The 17,574-nt window shown below is 56.1% G+C and carries 15 protein-coding genes and 1 pseudogene; 6 read left to right on the forward strand and 10 right to left on the reverse strand.

All coding sequences use genetic code 11. The features are described from left to right. Positions 1 to 4: 4 nt before the first annotated feature. From Q1L34_RS09715 to Q1L34_RS28470, 6 genes and pseudogenes are all read left to right on the forward strand, one after another. Positions 5 to 1,423, forward strand: a complete 1,419-nt coding sequence (locus Q1L34_RS09715) for an amidohydrolase family protein (RefSeq protein WP_048025098.1) — start codon at positions 5 to 7, stop codon at positions 1,421 to 1,423. Positions 1,424 to 1,444: 21 nt separating this feature from the next. Next, on the forward strand, positions 1,445 to 2,434 hold the full coding sequence (locus tag Q1L34_RS09720; RefSeq protein ID WP_004863630.1) for an isopenicillin N synthase family dioxygenase: 990 nt from the start codon (positions 1,445 to 1,447) through the stop codon (positions 2,432 to 2,434). 371 nt (positions 2,435 to 2,805) lie between these two features. Further along, the gene (locus tag Q1L34_RS09725; RefSeq protein ID WP_004863628.1) at positions 2,806 to 4,047 is read left to right on the forward strand and encodes a sensor histidine kinase; all 1,242 of its coding nucleotides are present in this window, start codon (positions 2,806 to 2,808) and stop codon (positions 4,045 to 4,047) included. Between the two features lie 2 nt (positions 4,048 to 4,049). Then, a complete protein-coding gene (locus Q1L34_RS09730; protein ID WP_327204479.1) occupies positions 4,050 to 5,102 on the forward strand; it encodes a response regulator in 1,053 nt (350 codons plus the stop codon). A 100-nt stretch (positions 5,103 to 5,202) separates the two neighbouring features. Further along, a complete protein-coding gene (gene metK, locus Q1L34_RS09735; RefSeq protein ID WP_099144284.1) occupies positions 5,203 to 6,426 on the forward strand; it encodes a methionine adenosyltransferase in 1,224 nt (407 codons plus the stop codon). Between the two features lie 12 nt (positions 6,427 to 6,438). Further along, positions 6,439 to 6,705: pseudogene (locus Q1L34_RS28470) on the forward strand (BMC domain-containing protein); the annotation flags it as partial. A 776-nt stretch (positions 6,706 to 7,481) separates the two neighbouring features. On the opposite strand, the gene Q1L34_RS09745 reads toward Q1L34_RS28470, so the two are convergent. The 10 genes from Q1L34_RS09745 to Q1L34_RS09790 all read right to left on the reverse strand — a co-directional run bounded on the left by Q1L34_RS09745 (position 7,482) and on the right by Q1L34_RS09790 (position 17,560). Next, positions 7,482 to 8,309, reverse strand: a complete 828-nt coding sequence (locus Q1L34_RS09745; RefSeq protein ID WP_004863618.1) for an MIP/aquaporin family protein — start codon at positions 8,307 to 8,309, stop codon at positions 7,482 to 7,484. Positions 8,310 to 8,405: 96 nt separating this feature from the next. Further along, a complete protein-coding gene (locus Q1L34_RS09750; RefSeq protein ID WP_004863616.1) occupies positions 8,406 to 9,323 on the reverse strand; it encodes a glycyl-radical enzyme activating protein in 918 nt (305 codons plus the stop codon). A gap of 109 nt (positions 9,324 to 9,432) precedes the next feature. Continuing rightward, the gene (gene grpM / locus Q1L34_RS09755) at positions 9,433 to 11,976 is read right to left on the reverse strand and encodes a glycyl radical diol dehydratase GrpM (RefSeq protein WP_015584070.1); all 2,544 of its coding nucleotides are present in this window, start codon (positions 11,974 to 11,976) and stop codon (positions 9,433 to 9,435) included. A gap of 78 nt (positions 11,977 to 12,054) precedes the next feature. Then, a complete protein-coding gene (locus Q1L34_RS09760) occupies positions 12,055 to 12,630 on the reverse strand; it encodes a DJ-1/PfpI family protein (RefSeq protein ID WP_004863606.1) in 576 nt (191 codons plus the stop codon). Between the two features lie 10 nt (positions 12,631 to 12,640). Continuing rightward, positions 12,641 to 12,940 carry a hypothetical protein gene (locus Q1L34_RS09765; RefSeq protein ID WP_004863604.1) on the reverse strand — a complete coding sequence of 100 codons (300 nt, stop codon included), beginning with the start codon at positions 12,938 to 12,940 and terminating at the stop codon, positions 12,641 to 12,643. Between the two features lie 25 nt (positions 12,941 to 12,965). Continuing rightward, a complete protein-coding gene (locus Q1L34_RS09770) occupies positions 12,966 to 14,480 on the reverse strand; it encodes an aldehyde dehydrogenase family protein (RefSeq protein ID WP_152308730.1) in 1,515 nt (504 codons plus the stop codon). 41 nt (positions 14,481 to 14,521) lie between these two features. Beyond that, the gene (pduB, locus tag Q1L34_RS09775; RefSeq protein ID WP_004863598.1) at positions 14,522 to 15,307 is read right to left on the reverse strand and encodes a propanediol utilization microcompartment protein PduB; all 786 of its coding nucleotides are present in this window, start codon (positions 15,305 to 15,307) and stop codon (positions 14,522 to 14,524) included. Positions 15,308 to 15,328: 21 nt separating this feature from the next. After that, positions 15,329 to 15,610: a propanediol utilization system shell hexameric protein GrpH gene (gene grpH, locus Q1L34_RS09780; RefSeq protein ID WP_004863596.1), complete on the reverse strand. Its 282-nt coding sequence runs from the start codon at positions 15,608 to 15,610 to the stop codon at positions 15,329 to 15,331. A gap of 203 nt (positions 15,611 to 15,813) precedes the next feature. Next, positions 15,814 to 17,025, reverse strand: coding sequence for a propionate kinase (tdcD, locus tag Q1L34_RS09785; protein ID WP_327204480.1), 1,212 nt, complete (start codon positions 17,023 to 17,025; stop codon positions 15,814 to 15,816). A gap of 25 nt (positions 17,026 to 17,050) precedes the next feature. Next, on the reverse strand, positions 17,051 to 17,560 hold the full coding sequence (locus tag Q1L34_RS09790) for a GlcG/HbpS family heme-binding protein (RefSeq protein ID WP_327204481.1): 510 nt from the start codon (positions 17,558 to 17,560) through the stop codon (positions 17,051 to 17,053). Positions 17,561 to 17,574 lie beyond the last annotated feature (14 nt).

Consider the following 17,574-nt stretch of genomic DNA (forward strand, 5'->3'; position numbering starts at 1 on the left):
CGCTATGTCATTAGTGATTAAAAACGCGCATGCCATTCTCAGCGGTCTCCCGGGGGATGCCGCGCGGCTGGCCGGGCCGGATATCCGTATCCACGATGGCGTTATCGCCGCCATCGGTTCGCTGGCGGCGCTGCCGGAGGAGCGACAGATCGATGCCCGGGACTGCGTGGTCTATCCGGCATGGGTGAATACGCATCACCATCTGTTCCAGTCGCTGTTAAAGGGCGAGCCTCAGGGGCTGAATCAGAGCCTGACGGCATGGCTGAGCGCCACGCCGTACCGGTTTCGCGCCGCGTTCGATGAGCACACTTTCCGTCTGGCGGTACGCGTCGGGCTGGTGGAGCTGCTGCGATCGGGATGCGCCACCGTCGCGGATCACAACTATTTATACTGGCCCGATATGCCCTTCGATACCTCGGAGATTGTATTTAGCGAAGGCGAGGCGCTGGGCATGCGCATTGTTCTGTGTCGCGGAGGCGCAACCCAGGGGCGGGCCGTTGAGCAGGATCTGCCGGTCGCGCTGCGTCCTGAAACCTTCGATGGCTATATGGCGGATATTGAACGGCTAGTCAAACGCTATCACCGCCCTGACGCCGGTTCCCTGCGGAGGGTGGTGATGGCGCCCACCACCGTGCTGCATTCTGCACCGGGCGCTCAGCTGCGGGAGATGGCCAAACTGGCTCGTCACCTGGGCATTCGGCTGCACAGCCATTTGTCGGAAACCGTGGATTATCTGGATGCCGCGCGGGAGAAGTTCGCGATGACGCCGGTCCAGTTCTGCGCCGAACACGACTGGCTGGGAAATGACGTGTGGTTTGCTCATCTGGTGAAGCTGCTGCCGGAAGAGATCGCGCTGCTTGGGCAAACCGGCACCGGCATCGCCCATTGTCCGCAAAGCAACGGGCGGTTGGGAAGCGGGATCGCGGATTTGCTGGCGCTGGAAAAGGCCGGGGTGCCGGTATCGCTGGGCGTGGACGGCGCCGCCTCCAATGAAGCGGCGGATATGCAAAGCGAAGCCCATGCTGCATGGCTGTTGCAACGAGCGCGTAAGGGCATGCTGGCGCAGCCGCGCTACGCTGGCGGTACCTTTGAGGGCGGTGCTGACGCCGCCACGGTGGAGGATGTGGTGCGCTGGGGAAGCGCGGGCGGCGCACACATCCTCGGCTTGCCGCAGTGCGGCACCATCAGCGTCGGGATGCAGGCGGATTTAGCGATTTATCGCCTCGACGATCCGCGCTACTTCGGGCTGCACGATATCGCGATTGGCCCGGTGGCCTGCGGCGGTCGGGCCTCCCTGAAAGCGCTGCTGCTCAATGGCCGGCCGATCGTTGAGGAGGATGTGATCCCCGGCGTGGATCTTGACGCCATGCGTCGCGACGCGCTGGCGGCGGTACGAACCCTACAACAGCGGGCGGCTGTTTAAACCCAATACAGGACAATCATAATGACGCAATCTGTTCAAAATCAGGGCTATGCATTACAGGAACTGGAGAAAGAGGCGCTGATGGGCGCGCCGGGGGAAGAGACGTTTACCCGCGAAGTGCGCTGTATCGATCTCTCAAATTTTGAGGAGAGGAAAAGTGAGATTGCCGATCGGCTATGGGAGGCGGCAGTGGAGATTGGCTTCTTTCAGGTCAGTCATCACGGTATTCCGCTGGCGGAAATTCGCCAGGCATTCAGCATGACCGAGGCGTTTTTCGCCCTGCCCGATGAGGTGAAAGGGCAGTATCCGCTGGCCCGCAATGCCGGTTGGGAAAGCAAGGCGCAGGTCCGGCCATCGACGAAGACCCCGGATCAAAAAGAGTCGTACCAGATTACCCGTCCGCTGATGGCGGGGCTGTGGCCCAGCGACCAGCAGCTCCCGGCGTTCAGAAAGACGATGCTGGAGTTTGAATCCCGGTGCTGGCAGCTGGGGATGAAGCTGCTGTCATGCTTTGCCCTTAAGCTGGGATTTGCGGAGTCGTTTTTCACCACCGCTCACGATCCGGATCGTGAGACCTACCAGAGCACATTGCGTATGCTGCACTACTACGCCAGCGAGCGGGCGCAGCAGGGGATGTGGCGCGCCGGCGCCCATACGGATTTTGACTGCCTGACGCTGTTGTTCCAGCGTCCGGGGCAGGGCGGTCTGCAGGTGTGTCCGGGTAAGGACCGCGAGAGCCAGCAGTGGACCAGCATTGAGCCTCGCGAGGAGGTGATCACCTGTAATATCGGCGATATGCTGATGCGCTGGAGCGACGACCAGCTCCCCTCGAACTTCCACCGCGTGAGAAGCCCGCTTGCCCATGAGTATCAGGGACCGCGCTATAGCCTGGCGTTTTTCTGTCAGGCCAATAAAGATGTCGAGATCCTCGGGCCGCAGGCGAAATACCCGCCGATTACCGCAGAGGCCTATCTGCAGCAGCGTATCCAGGCCAATTTTGCCAAAGGATAGACTTTCCCGACGGCTGGCGTTGCGCGGCTTTTTCTGAAACGGGCATCCCGTAAAATCCCACGCCGCGGCATGGGATTTTACGGTCATCAATAGCGGATATTCGCAAAAGAACAATTTCATAGCGCTGTTCAATTTAATCGTCTGAACAGTAGCCGGTTAGTGAGTGCCTCTCTTTTATTTGGCCATCGTTGTGCCCGGATTATATTATCGCATGCCGATGAATGTTAATTAATATAATAAAAACAGAAGCAACGTAATCACCGCATTAACAATTCTCATACAACTCATTTTTTGTTTGTGAGCGGTTTCATCATTTTAAAATGCTAAATAGGGTATGGTTTAACGGCATTTGACTTGAGGTGGTGGATATCATGAAAAATAAATACAAATTACACGAATTTCTTGATGTTGACCGTTTGCAAACGCTGCAGGACAATTTTAGTCAATCGATGATGATTGCGCTGGTGGTGGTCGACCAGGACGGTATTCCGGTCACCCAGGCGAGCGGTTTCTCTGATTTTTGCGCCCGATCAAGAATGAATGCCACCCTGGCCCGCCACTGCTATGACAGCGACAGCGCCGGAGGGCGGGCGGCAATGCTCGCCGGTGAACCGGTGGTCTATCGCTGCTACTGCGGTTTTGTCGAATTTGCGGTACCCATTATGATTAATGGTCATTACCTCGGCGCGTTTATTTCAGGGCAGGTCAAGGTCGAGGCGGAGAAAGAGCAAACGATCCCCTATATCCTCGACAATAATCATCTGTGGCAAGAGAATCCCTGGCTTATCAATCTGCATGAAAATACGCCGCGGATGCCCTACGATCGCTTTGAATCGACGGCCTACACGCTGCTGCACGTTGCCTCTTATCTGGTCGAGCAGGCCCATGCCAACAACATCCAGCGTGAGCTGCGGCAAAAAGAGCAGGAGCTAACCAGCGAACTGCGTAAACGCGTGGAGATCGAACGTTCATTACATGAGGCCGAGTTCAAGGCGCTGTCTTACCAGATTAACCCCCACTTTTTGTTTAATGTGCTGAATACGATCGGTCGGCTGGCGTTTCTCGAAGATGCCAGCCGTACGGAAACGATGGTGCATGACTTTTCCGATATGATGCGCTATTTACTGCGCAAAAATAATAATGGTCTGATTACCCTTGGCCGCGAAATGAATTATGTCAATTGCTATATGGCCATTCAAAAAGTCAGAATGAATGAACGTTTTGACTATGTTTGCGATATTCCTGAAAAATATAATGAAACGGTTTGTCCTTTTTTAATTCTTCAGCCGCTGGTGGAGAACTTTTTTAATTATGTTGTCGAGCCGCGTGAAACCAAAAGCCACATCATTCTCCGGGCTACCGATGATGGTAAAGATGTCATTATCGAGATAGCCGATAACGGAGATGGCATTTCACCCGAGGATATTGAACATATTCTCTCTGGCAACCAGAATCGACAGAAAGGCGGGATCGGCATTAATAATATCAACAATCGCCTGCAGCTGTTATTTGGCGAAAGCTATGGTTTGCAGATTGCCAGTCCCCATAAGCCGATGCTCGGCACCACGGTAAAACTCCGGTTCCCGATGGCGCCAGCTGAGTCTGGAGTGTGAGAATGTATAACATTGTTATTGTCGAAGATGAGTATATTGAGTCGGAATCGCTCAAGCGGATCGTCTCTCGCTGCGTGGATAATTCTGTCATTCATGAGGCGTCGACGGGGAAAAAGGCTATTCAGCTTATCGATGAACTGAATCAAATCGATATGATGCTGGTGGATATCAACATTCCGCTGCCCAATGGCAATCAGGTTATTGAGTATCTCAAGCAGAAAAACACGCAAACCAAAGTGATCGTCACGACGGCAAACGACGACTTTGACATTGTGCGCCATATGCTGAGCCTGAAAGTGGATGACTATCTGCTAAAACCGGTTAAGCAGAGTATTCTCAGCGATACGATCCGCAAAACCTTGCTGGTGGACGAACAAGGGGCTGTCGCGACGCGGGAGCAGCGGCAGACGATAAGCGATCTGATGGGCAACTGTGATTATCCCGGCTGGCACACCTGGTTGTTCGGTATTCTTGATGCGGCCTGCGCGCAACACATGTCTGATAACGATGGGGCGAAAAGGCTGACCGATGTCCTGGAATTGCTCCAGCAGCATCTTGCCGGGCTCGGCGATAAATATATCCCGTGTCGGCAAAAAAATAGCGATCTGATCCACAGCATTCATCAGCACGGTCTGGGCACCGGCCGCTACTGGCCGGTGATGGTAGGGTTATTCAATCTCAGCCACGCGATCTTTGAGCAGCTGTTTAAAAGCGCCAGCGGCAGCATGGATTTCGTCGCCAGAGCCCGTTTCCATATTGAAAAAAACATGCTTAACAACATGACGCTGGATGATATTGCCGCGGAGTCCTTCGTCAGTCCGTGCTATCTGAGTCGGGCGTTTAAAAAGAGTACCGGCAGCGGGTTCTCCAGTTACATTACCAGCCGAAAAATCAATATCGCCAAATCTCTTCTGCACTACAGCGATCTCAAAGTGAATACTATTGCGCTGGAACTCTCCTGGCAGGATGCGAACTATTTTTGTCGGATCTTCAAGAAAGAGACCGGCATTGCGCCATCCGATTATCGCCGTATCGCCTTGCCCGAGGCGGGCTGATTGTCACCCGGTCTTTTTTGCGCTTGCCCCAGCGTAAGCGCAAGAAAGTCCGCTATCCCGGCAAGATTGTTTACTCGTCGCCGCGCCGCGCGCCGCTAAGATGGGACACGATTCTTTATACAGTGGCGCTGCCGTGGATGAATACCTCTTTACTTCTGAATCCGTTGCCGAAGGGCATCCGGATAAGATGGCGGACCAGATTTCTGACGCCATTCTCGATGCCTGTTTACTCAAAGATCCGTGGGCCAAAGTGGCCTGCGAGTGCCTGGTCAAAACCGGGGCGGTGATTGTGGCCGGGGAGATATCGACCGATGCCTGTATCGATCTTGAGCAGATTGTGCGGGCGACGGTGAAATCTGTCGGCTACGACCATTCATCGAAAGGCTTTGATGGCGCAACCTGTGCGGTTATCAGCATGCTGGGCCGGCAATCTGACGATATTGCTAACGGGATCCGCGCTCGCGATCCGGCCTCGCTGGGGGCCGGCGATCAGGGAATAACCTTCGGCTATGCGTGCGATGAAACGCCGCAGCTCATGCCTGCTCCTGTTCTCTACGCCCATCGGCTGATGGCGCGCCAGGCGCAGCTGCGTAAAACGCGCCAGCTGGATGGGCTATTACCGGATGCCAAGAGCCAGGTGACACTGCGTTATGGCGGCGGACGGATCCATTATGCTGACACCATCGTGGTCTCCACGCAGCATCGTGCCGACCTTCCGCTGGCGACGCTGCGGGAAGCGGTGATGGAAGAGATGATTAAACCGGTTATTCCGGCACGCTGGCTGACCCCCGCTACCCGGCTGCTGATTAATCCAGCGGGGCCGTTTATCAACGGTGGGCCCGCTGCGGATTGCGGCCTGACCGGGCGCAAAATCATTGTCGATACCTATGGCGGCGCAGCGCGCCACGGCGGCGGGGCGTTTTCCGGTAAAGATCCGTCGAAGGTCGATCGTTCGGCGGCCTATGCCGCGCGCTACGTGGCAAAAAATATCGTTGCCGCCGGGCTGGCGACGCGATGCGAAGTCCAGCTGGCCTGGGCCATCGGCCTTTCCCGACCGGTTTCGGTCGCCATCAATACTTTTGGGACTTCCCGTCTGTCGGCGAACCAGCTGACGCAGCTGGTCGACCGTCATTTTGACCTCAGCGTTTATGGCATTATCCGCCAGCTTGATTTGCTGGCGCCGCGCTATCGCCAGACGGCCTGCTACGGCCATTTTGGTCGGGAAGTCTTCCCCTGGGAACGCACTGATAAGGCGCCGCGGTTGCGTGACGATGCCGCCGGTCAGCTGTGCGCGTCGGTGTGTACCCCCTTGCATGAAAAATAACAGGAGAGAGATATGTCCGGGCAGAGCTTAGGCTTAATTGAAACCGTTGGCTTAACGGTGGCGGTAGAGGCCGCTGATGCCGCAATAAAATCGGCGAATGTCGAACTGGTTGGCTATGAGCTGACCAAGGGCAGCGGGCTGGTGACCATCAAATTAACCGGTGAGGTTGGCGCCATGAACGCCGCCGTCTCCGCCGGGGTTGCCGCCGCTAGCCGGGTCGGGCAGGTCTACGCCTGGAAAGTCATTGCGCGTACCGCTACCGGGATTGATAGCCTGATTGCCTCATCACAAACGTGCGGCACGCCTCCTGAACCGACAGCGCCTGCCGCCGCGGAAGTTCCTGACGCGACGATAGCGGTGGTCAATATTACGTCTCCCGCACAGTCCGCCTCCTGCCTGGCTTTTGAGGAGAGCCCGGGCGTTGAGTTGCCGGCGTCGCTGGCGGCGGAACCTGACCCGGCGCTGGTTCCGCCGGTGGGCGCAGAGGCTGAACCTCAGAATGAGTCGGCGGTTCAGGCTACTCAGGAGGAGAAAAAAACGGCACGGACCCGGGCGAAGAACACCCGGCGCTAGCCGCTGTCATTTCAGTTAAGCCACCTGCGGGTTAATGCGGGTCACGTCAAGGTGACCCGCATTTTTTTGCTTTATCGCAGGCCAGGACGATACCGGTAAACGGTGGCTGGCGCGAAAATACGAAACCTCTGGCTTAACCGAGACCTTGAGGGCTGCCTCGCCTGCAGACGTGTTGAAAATCTGACAGCGCCGCATAAAAAACCGGCCATCTCTTTGAAATGGCGGATACTTACCCCTCTGCCGGATCGGTCAGCTGACCCTTAAACGATCGGCATTAACCTGCAGGTGGCTTTTTTGTTGCTACGCGCCAGGAGATGACGCGAGCGAGAGATGAGCAACCGGGCTCTGCCCGGATGCGCGGCTAAGAATCGGATGAGGTGCCTGGGGGGAGGAGGAGCAGGTGACACGAGCAGAAAAGGGGCGTTTGTGGAGCACTCCGCCACAATGTGTTGCGCTGGCGGAGTGCGGGCGCGTCGGGTCAATCAGGATAGCGGATGACTCACCGTCTCCGCGGCGGCTTTGGCGGCGGGGAGATGGCGCCCGATACCATAGCGGTAGATCGCCGCGCCCAGGATTCCACCGATGACCGGCGCAATCAAAGGTACGAGGAAGTAGGGAATCTCTCTGCCACCGGTCATGGCGACGGAGCCCCAGCCGTTCAGAAACGTAAACAGTTTTGGACCAAAATCGCGAGCCGGGTTCATGGCAAATCCGGTTAGCGGGGCGGTCGCCGCGCCGATGACTGCCACCAGCAGGCCGATCAGCAGCGGCGCAAGCGGCCCTTTTGGCACACCGTTGCCATCGTCGGTCAGCGCCATAATCAAGCCAATCAGCATCGAAGTAATGACAATTTCCACCAGCGCCGCGAGCCAGACGCTGATGCTTGCCGCCGGATAGGTCGAAAAGATGCTGGCCAGATACAGGCTGTCCTGGCTGCCGCGCACCATCTGGTGGGCCTGTTCATAGTCGGCGAACAGATTGTGGTACAGCAGATAGGTCAGAGCGGCACCGCAAAATGCGCCGGCCATTTGCGCCAGGATATAAGGCGCCACTTTCTTCGCCTCAAAGCGGGCGAACATCCATAAGGCGATGGTGACCGCCGGGTTAAGATGAGCGCCGGAGATCCCTGCCGTCAGGTAGACCGCCAGCGCAATACCCAGCCCCCACACAATGCAGATTTCCCAAAGACCGAAGCTGGCGCCGGCCAGTTTTGCCGCACACAGCACGCTGGTGCCGAAAAACATAAACAATCCGGTACCAAGAAATTCTGCAATACACTGTCCGGTTACTGATTCACGAGAGTCACTCATAGTTTTTTTCCTGTATTAAGCGATGCGCTATGCCATCTCTTAACGATTGGGGTACAAGGGATAAGAGCGCGAAATCTTTTTTTTGTGTTGTCAGGATTAGCCGCCGATATGGCAATGAAATCCCATCGATTCAACGATTTTTTTCAGGCTGGCCATTTTGTCTTCGGAGTGCGAACCGGCATCGCCCATGGGATAAATACGGCCCAGCAGGGTATATTTATTTTCGCCAAAGGTGTGATAAGGCAGTAGATGAATCGTGTCCACTCCAGACATCAGGCGGGCAAATTCAGCAATGCTGCGAATCTCCTCCGGGCTGTCGTTAACGCCGGGAATCACCGGGATGCGCACAATAACGTGAGTGATAAAGGAGATCCGAATCAGGTTTTCCAGAATCGTACGGTTATCAACACCCGTATTAAGTTGATGAATAGTCGGGTTCACGGCCTTAATATCCGTTAATGCCAGATCGACCCACGGAAAGACGTCCTCAATCACCGCTTTGCTGGTCATTCCCGTCGTTTCCATCGCCGTGTGCCAGCCTTTGGCCTTACAGGCTTTCAGGAGCTCGCGAGCAAACACCGGCTGAGCCAGCGGTTCACCGCCTGAGAGGGTAATTCCGCCGCCGGAGCGTCGAAATAAGTTCTCTTCTTTCTGCAGCTCACGGATCACCTCGCTGACGGTCATACGTTTGCCTTTCATTTCCAGCGCCTGAGTCGGGCAAACCGCGGTGCATTGGCCGCACTGAATACAGCGTTCGCGGTCGATAAAGAACGGATTGCCCGGAGAAAGCGCCCGCTGCGGACAGACCTCCACGCATTTTCCGCAGCGGATACAGTCGCTTTTTTTATAGATTAACTCGGGCTGCGGGCGCTGTGATTCCGGGTTGCTGCACCACTTACAGGCCAGCGGACAGCCTTTAAAAAAGGGGATCGTGCGGATGCCGGGGCCATCATGCAGGGAGTAGCGTTGAATATTGAATAACACGCCTTCGGTATCGTATTCGACTCTGTTCATAACATCACTCGTCAACAAAGCGACCACCAGGCAACAGCAAGTCAGCCGCTAAAATCGGGTCTGATAAAGGGCCATACGTTGCCGTATGGCCCTGGCAGGTCAGGCAAAATCAGAATTGCTGTTCGGTGCGGCTGATGATGTCATCCTGGACTTCTTTCGCCAGTACCACGAACTGCGCGCTATAGCCCGCAACGCGAACCACCAGGTCCTGGTGCTGCTGCGGATTTTTCTGCGCCTCCAGCAACGTGTTGCGATCGATAACGTTAAACTGTACGTGCATCCCTTTCTTATCGAAGTAGTTACGCACCAGACCGCCAAAGTTTCGCAGACCCTTTTCCCCCGCCAGCGAGGAGGGCAGGAATTTCTGGTTGTAGAGCGTTCCGTTCGAGGCGATAAAGTGATCCAGTTTGGCTACCGAGTTGGCTGCGGCGGTCGGGCCGAGGGTATCTTTCCCCTGGCGCGGCGATACGCCGTCGGCAAGCGGCTCTTTCGCCAGGCGACCGTCCGGCAGGGCGCTCACATCTTTACCAAACAGCACGTTCGCCGACACCGGATAGATACCGGCCTGGAAACGTCCGCCGCGTGGGTTGGTGTACTTCTCCACTTCCTGACAGTAGATCAGCGCGCATTGACGGGCGACAAGATCCACGTCGTCGATGTCGTTACCGAAACACGGCGTATTTTCCAGAATATGGCGAATCTCTTCATAACGCGGATTGCCTGCCGATGGGGCCGGACTGGCGCTGGCGAGCTGACGATAGACTTCGTTTTTTATCTCTGCCGGGTTCAGCGAGCCGTGCCGGTCGATAATGCGTTTGACCACTTCGTAAATATCCTGCTCGCCGAGAGAGGATTTTGCCGCTGCGCTATGCGCGGTGCCGCCGACCGGGTAGCCGAAGTTGGCATCCAGCGCGCCCTTCAGTTCCTGGAGCGTCAGGCGGCGATCCTCAAACACCTGTTTTTGGATGGCGTAGACGGAGTCGCCGGTATCGGCAATGCCGAACGCCTGCGGGCCGGTAAAGTTGTAAATCGCGCCGCCTTCCTGCAGGGATTTACCACGGCCAATGCAGTCATCGACCAGAGCGGACAGGAACGGCAGAGGGCAGCGTTCGCCGTGGGCGATGTCGACGCTGTTGCACGCTTCGACCAGCTGGTGCACAAAGTGCGCCATCTGTTTTTTGAAGGCCGCATAGAAGTCATCCATGCCGGTGTACTGGGTCATCTCACCGGTCATCGGGCCAAGCTGTTTGTTTCCTGAGCGGCCGTTGTTAAGGGTAATCTCCAGGACCTTCGCGACGTTGAAGAACGCCGCGTCGTGCCAGCCTTCGGTGCGATGTGGCGCCTGCGGCTCCACGCAGCCAATGATGCAATAGTCGCGGGCATCATGCAGCGAGACGCCGCGGTTTTGCAGCGCCGGGATAATCACTTCATCGTTGTACATGGCCGGTACGCCAAGTCCCAGACGGACCAGCTCGCAGGCGCGATAGAGAAACTCATCCGGCGTGCCTTGCCAGACGCGAATCGAGAAAGAGGGCTGCGGCAAACGCACGTGGGCCGTGGCTTCCATGCACATGTAGGTTAACGGGTTGGTGGCATCACGGCCGTCTTCCGTCTGACCGCCGACGCACAGGTTCTGGAACACGGCGTAGCCGGCGAAGGCCTGGGCAGAAACCTCATCGCGGGTTTTGTTGATATCGTTTAGCTTGATCCAGCAGCAGTCCACCAGCTCCTGGGCAAATTCGCTGCTGATGGCGGTATCTGCCGCCAGATACGGATACATGTACTGATCGAAACGGCCGGGAGAAATTGAGTGGCCGCTGGATTCAATCTGCAGCATGCTCTGAATAAACCAGAAGGTCTGGCAGGCTTCCCAGAAGGTTGTCGCGCCATATTCCGGCACGCGGGTACAGTTGCTGGCAATCTGTTCCAGCTCGCGCTGACGGGTTGGGTCGCGTTCTTCACGGGCAAGGCGCGAGGCTTCCTGCGCGTAGCGATGGGCGAAATTGATTGCCGCCTGATAGCTCAGAATAACGGCGTTGTAGAACTGCTCTTTTTTGATGTAATCGGGGGTGCTGCGATCGAGTTTCTCCAGCGCGCGGGTGACTTCATCGATGATCCCGCGAAAGCCGATTTTCAGTACCTTGCCATAGTCGACGCTGACGTGTCCGACACCGCCGAAGAAGTAGTTGCCGACGGTGAAAACGCCGTTGCCCATGCTCTCTTTTGTCCCTTCGGACATATAGGAGGCGGCGAGCGAACTGGTGGTTTTACCCGGCCAGTATTTAAAGGCCTGGTGGAGCTCATCGGCGGTTTTTTTCTCAATGATGAACGGGTCGGCAACGCGGTGCGCCATGGTGTCGAACTCTTTTTCGACCCAGTCATAAGAGAATTCAGGACAAATTTCTGTCGAACGTGGATTAATCGTGACGGCGCCGACGATTAACTCGTCAGGGCGAATAGTGACCGGCAGTTCGTTAAATATTTTCTCAACGACTTTTGCCCGCCGCATAATAGCGGGAAGCTGCTCATTTTCTTTATATGCCTCGGTTGCCAGCACCGCACGTTCAGATTCTACATACGGTTTAGCATGCAGAATCATATTTTTGAGTCTTACTACACGATCGGTCGGATGAGTAAAGCCTTTCTCTAACATACAATAACTCCCGAAATGATATAAGCGTGGGGTTTTTCCACACCTGAGTTTTTTTACCTGACGGTAGGGCCGGGTACGCTAGCTAATAGTGTTGCTGCCGATTAAACTAATAAATTGACGTAATATTTCCGGGTGCGCCATCCAGGTCGTCGCGGTGACAAGATTGCCGTCATGTACCGCCTCGTGGTCTGCGGCGCTCACCCAGATGCCGCCAGCCATTTCAACTTCAGGCTTTAAGGTGAAATATCCCGTCAGCGTTTTGCCTTTTAATATGCCGGCAGCAACCAGAATTTGTGGTCCATGACATATAGCGGCAATCGGTAGCGCAATATTATTGGCGCAGTGGATGATATTTAATACCATCCGGTTGAGACGTAAATATTCCGGAGCGCGGCCGCCGGCAAGATATATTCCACAATATTCCTGTATCCTGACTTCATCAAAAGAGGCGGTTAAGCGGAACAGATGGCCCGGTTTTTCGCTATAGGTTTGATCGCCCTCAAAATCATGAATCGCGGTCTTTATATATTCCCCGCAGCGTTTCCCGGGGCACACCACATCCACTCTGAAACCTAACATGCTTAATGCCTGCCATGGCACCATGACTTCATAGTCTTCAGAGAAATCGCCTGCCAGAAGCAAAATTCTTTTCATAAGCGAACTCTCAGAACGTACTGTCATCATCCTCAATAATACGCATGGCTTCATTCACTGCGGCGATCTCGCCGAACAGCGCCAGCGTCGTGATATGCTGCGGACAGCTGCCAAAGATCTCCGATACCGCAACATGTGCGCTTTTACTTGCCAGATCGGCGTAAAAGTACAGATCCGGTACCGGCAACATAATCAACCCGATAGCGTCGATGCGGATACTTTCCAGCCGGTTGCGAGATTCCGAAGGCATCCGCCTTTTCAGCATGGCGAGCGTTTCCGGCGTCGGCGCGTTGATAATGCGTTTTTTCATGATCGAGTCAGCCATCCTGCTTCAGTCAACGAATATTGAGCGCTTCAACCATCACGCAGCGACGGTGCCTGGCGTAGGAGCGTGCTGAGGTCAGGCCTTCACCGGTCGGACCGGCAATGGTAAATGTCGCATGTCCTTCGCCGCCAACGCCCAACCCGGCATATGACGGGCCATTTTTGACAAAAATAGTGGTCTGGATCAGCCGCGCCATTTTGGTCAGTTTTTCAACGTTGGTAGAGTGCATCATGGCCGTGTGACGATGACCATGTTCAACTTTCACCGCCAGATCGATCGCTTCATCGACGTTCTCCACTCTGACCACCGGCAAAACCGGCATCATAAGTTCGTGCAGCACGAATGGATGGTCACGTTCGGTTTCAATCAGGATAACTTTGATCTCCTCCGGCACGCTGATACCGATTTGCTGCAGAATGTAGCGCGCATCTTTCCCCACCAATGCGGTACTCGGGCCGTTTCCTTTTTCATTCAGCACCAGCGCCTGTAACTGCTGAATATGTTGTTTGTCGCACAGCAGCCAGGCGCCGCTTTTTTTCATGCAGTGGATGAGATAGTCCGCCACTTCATTGACGACAATGACCTCTTTTTCCGCCACGCAGGGGAGGTTGTTATCGAAGCTGCAGCCGTTGATGATATCGCGGGCGGCTTTCTCGATATTGGCGGTTTCATCAACCACAACGGGAGGATTGCCCGCGCCGGCGCCAATCGCTTTCTTACCGGACGACATCACGGTTTTCACTATCGCCGGCCCGCCGGTGGCGACCAGCATATTGATACGTGCGTCGCCGATTAAGGCATTGGTGTTGTCAATCGACGGGCTGGCGACCGTGACCACCAGACTGGCGGGGGCGCCAAGTCGGGCCAGCTGTTGATTGATTAGCGTGACGCAGTACAACGACACCTGGCGCGAACGCGGATGCGGGCTAAAGACCACGGCGTTGCCGGCGGCCAGCATACCGAGAGTATTGTTGATAATGGTCTCGGTCGGATTGGTGGTCGGGGTGATCGAACCAATGACGCCATAGGCGGAGTATTCGGTCAGCGTCAGGCCGCCATCTCCGCTGATTGCGGCGGTGATGAGATCTTCAACTCCTGGGGTTTTTTGCGCGGCAACGCGGTTTTTCACCATCTTGTCGGCATAATTTCCCATTCCGGTCTCTTCCACCGCCATGGTCGAGAGCGCGTGCAAAATCTCTTCCTGCAGGAAAAACTGGCGAATGCCGTCAACAAAGCGGGCGCGATCCTGCATTGAGCAGTGGCGATACTGGATGTACGCCTGCTGTGCCGCGGTAATCGCGGCATCCATGGTGGCAAAAATACCGTCACCGGCGCTCCCGTCGACAGGCGCTGCGGGAGCGGCTCCGGCCTGGCTTGCCAGTACGCTGGCCACAATCGCGTCGATGCTGCCGCGATCGAACGGTGTGGCGGCTGCCGGCGCAGGCTGTTCGGGCGCTGGTGCCGTCGTTTTGGTATATTTACTCAGCACGCGGGAGACGGCCTGAGTAATATCAAGATCGTTCATGCTGTATCTTCCTTACTTCGCTTCGCTCGTGGGTGCCACCATCAAATGTACGGCGTCGTGGTCGATTTGATCGGCGCCGGATCGAGCGTAGCCAGCAGCTGTTTCCCGACGTCTCTGGCGGCGATGACCGCCTGGCGTACCGCGCCGGAATCACCGGCAAACGTGAAGATCACTTCGTTACTGAAGCTGGTGCCGTGCGCCGGGCTGGCGTAACCCACCGGCTCGATGACGGCGGCTTTGGCTGCGGCGTCGGCGACTACCACGCCAATCGCCGCCGGTGAAGCGCAGGTCATGCCGAAAGATTTACCCAGCGGGGCACCGAAGGCTTTATTGAGCGCGCTGCTGGCGCGGGCGGTGTACTGGAATTCCAGATGACCGGCCGGCGAGCCATAAACATCGCCCATGGTGCGTTGAATTTCGCCCAACGCGACTTCAACCGCGCGACGAACATCGGAGACATCGGAGGCGCCGAAAATGATCAGGCAACCATGCCCACCGCCGCCCTCGGTATCGCGAGCCAGCTCAATAGAGAGAATTTCACTGTTGGTGGCTTTAATGGCCTCATCCGCGGCAAATATATGCGGACCGGCCCCGGTCCGGGCGCCAAGAATACCGATGGAGCGATATTTCTTGTCGATATTCATGACTTCATGTAATTGATGATCAACATTGGCAATAACTAATCCAATGGTATGCCCGAGGGCCGTTCCGACAAATTCAGTTAAACCGCAACCGATAAAGCTGGCCGGCGTTTTATTATTTGTGCGATCATCAGTCTGTTTGTGCATTACTTCAGATATAATCTGCTCAACAAGATTATCTCTCATGGTCGGTATCCTCTGGCTTTATTAACTGACAGCTTTCGGCAGGATTTTTTCCACTTCAATATGTGGGCGCGGAATCACATGTACGGAGACCAGTTCACCGACTTTACCTGCCGCCGCTGAGCCTGCGTCCGTTGCCGCTTTGACTGCGCCGACGTCGCCGCGCACCATGACGGTAACCAACCCGGAACCAATTTTTTCATAACCGACCAGGGTGACGTTAGCGGATTTAACCATGGTATCTGCGGCTTCAATTGCGGAAACCAGACCTTTTGTTTCAACCATACCTAATGCTTCTTGTTGCATAACGACCTCAATATTTCCAGGTGAGAGTAAAAGCAAGTTATGAATTAACCGATAAAGGTTGAGTTCATAGACTTAATAAATTCATGCACTACGATGTTATTGCGTCAGAGACAAAATGTTTTGCCCGGCAGAGAGACTTTCTTGTTTTCCCGTTTTCAGCTGGACAATAAAATCCTCCCCGTATGACTACTTTCAGGACGCGCTCAGGCCGCGCCTTCCAGCAAGGGGGCAAGCGCGGCCGCATCCTCGGCAATCATCCGCTCCTCATTGGTGGGAATGACCGCCACAATCGGTGAGCCGGGGCGCGAGATAATGCCCTGCCGGCCGGCAAACATTTGCGCATTGCGCGCGGCGTCAAGCTGCACGCCAAATATCGCCAGCCGTTCGGCGGTCAGCTCGCGGATCAGCGCCGAGTTTTCCCCGATGCCGCCGGTAAAGATCAGCGCGTCAAAGCGATGCAGCGAAGCGAGATGGGCGCCAAGGTGGCGGGCAAGCCGGTGAACCATGACATCAATCGCGAGGGTGGCCCGGGGATCGCCGTTGTCGCGCGCCTCTTGTAACGTGCGGCAATCGCTGGAAAGACCCGACAGACCGAACAATCCCGCCTCGTTATTGACCATCTTGTAAAGTGATTCGATAGTCTGTCCGGTGCAGCGGGCAATATAGGCCGCGGCGCCAAAATCCAGATCGCCGCAGCGCGTTCCCATCACCAGCCCTTCAAGCGGCGTCATGCCCATCGAAGTGTCGACACTCTGCCCGTTTTTCACCGCGCAGACTGACGAGCCATTGCCGAGATGGGCAATAAGCAGGCCGTGGTTAGCGGGGTTGAGACCCAGGCGCGCGACGGCTTCGGCGGCGATAAAGCGATGGGAGGTGCCGTGGAAGCCATAGCGTCTGACCTGATGCTGGTGTAAATACTCCAGCGGGATGGCATAGGTATAGGCTTCCGGCGGTAGCGTCTGATGAAAGGCGGTATCAAACACCGCCACCTGCGGCAGCGCGGGTAACAGCGCCATGGCGGCTTCAATGCCAATCAGGTTGGCGGGATTGTGCAGCGGCGCCAGCGCCGACAGTTCACGGATACGCTCGATGACCGACGCCGTGAGCCGCACCGAATGTTTGAAATCATTCCCGCCGTGCGCCACCCGATGACCGATGGCGCAGACCTGCGGCAGCAGCCCCTGCTCTGCGAGCCGGGCGAAAAGCGCCTCCAGCGCGCAGGTATGGCTGGCACCGTCAGGCAACCCGCTGGTCGTCTTCCCTTGCGCATCGTTAAAGGTAATGCAGGCCTGGTGTAGCCCCAGCTTTTCGGCCAGCCCGGAGAGCACCGGGGTCTCCTGATTGCGCGGGATGACGGAGAACTTGAGAGAAGATGAACCACAGTTAATAACCAGAACCATTGATGCTGACGACATGATGACCCCTGTCTGTATCCGTTTTTTAGAGAGATTCATTGAATGGTGTGAGCAAAAATCGCTCGCGGCTGAAGCGCGCCAGAGTCTGCGTGGCAATCGCGATATCTTCCTCGACGCTCCCGCCGCTGATGCCGATACCGCCGAGCAGCACGCCGGCAGACCAGCAGGGCAGCCCGCCGCCAAAGCAGCAAAGACCTTGCGTATGCGACAAGCCGTACAGGCTGGCGCCAGGCAATACGTCGGCCGCGAGTCGGTGGGTCGGCATCCTGAGCGCCACGGCGGTCCATGCTTTTTGCGTGGCCAGCGTATGGCTGATGAGCAGGGCGTTATCCTGACTAACGAAGTAGCGCTGCAGGCCGTGGGTATCCACCAGGCTAAAAACAATGGGCACATTCGCGTTGTTCGCGGCATCGATGGCACAGTGCGCCAGTAATGCCGCGTCCGTCAGCGTCAGTGAGGCCGGAGACGGCGCTAACTGACGCGAAATGGCCGCGTTGATATGACGATCCAGTTCGGCGTTCGGGGGGGTGTGCATGTTTTTCCTCCGTG

It is taken from the genome of Klebsiella ornithinolytica, assembly GCF_030505655.1.
In the GTDB taxonomy this organism is placed as follows: Bacteria; Pseudomonadota; Gammaproteobacteria; order Enterobacterales; family Enterobacteriaceae; genus Klebsiella; species Klebsiella ornithinolytica.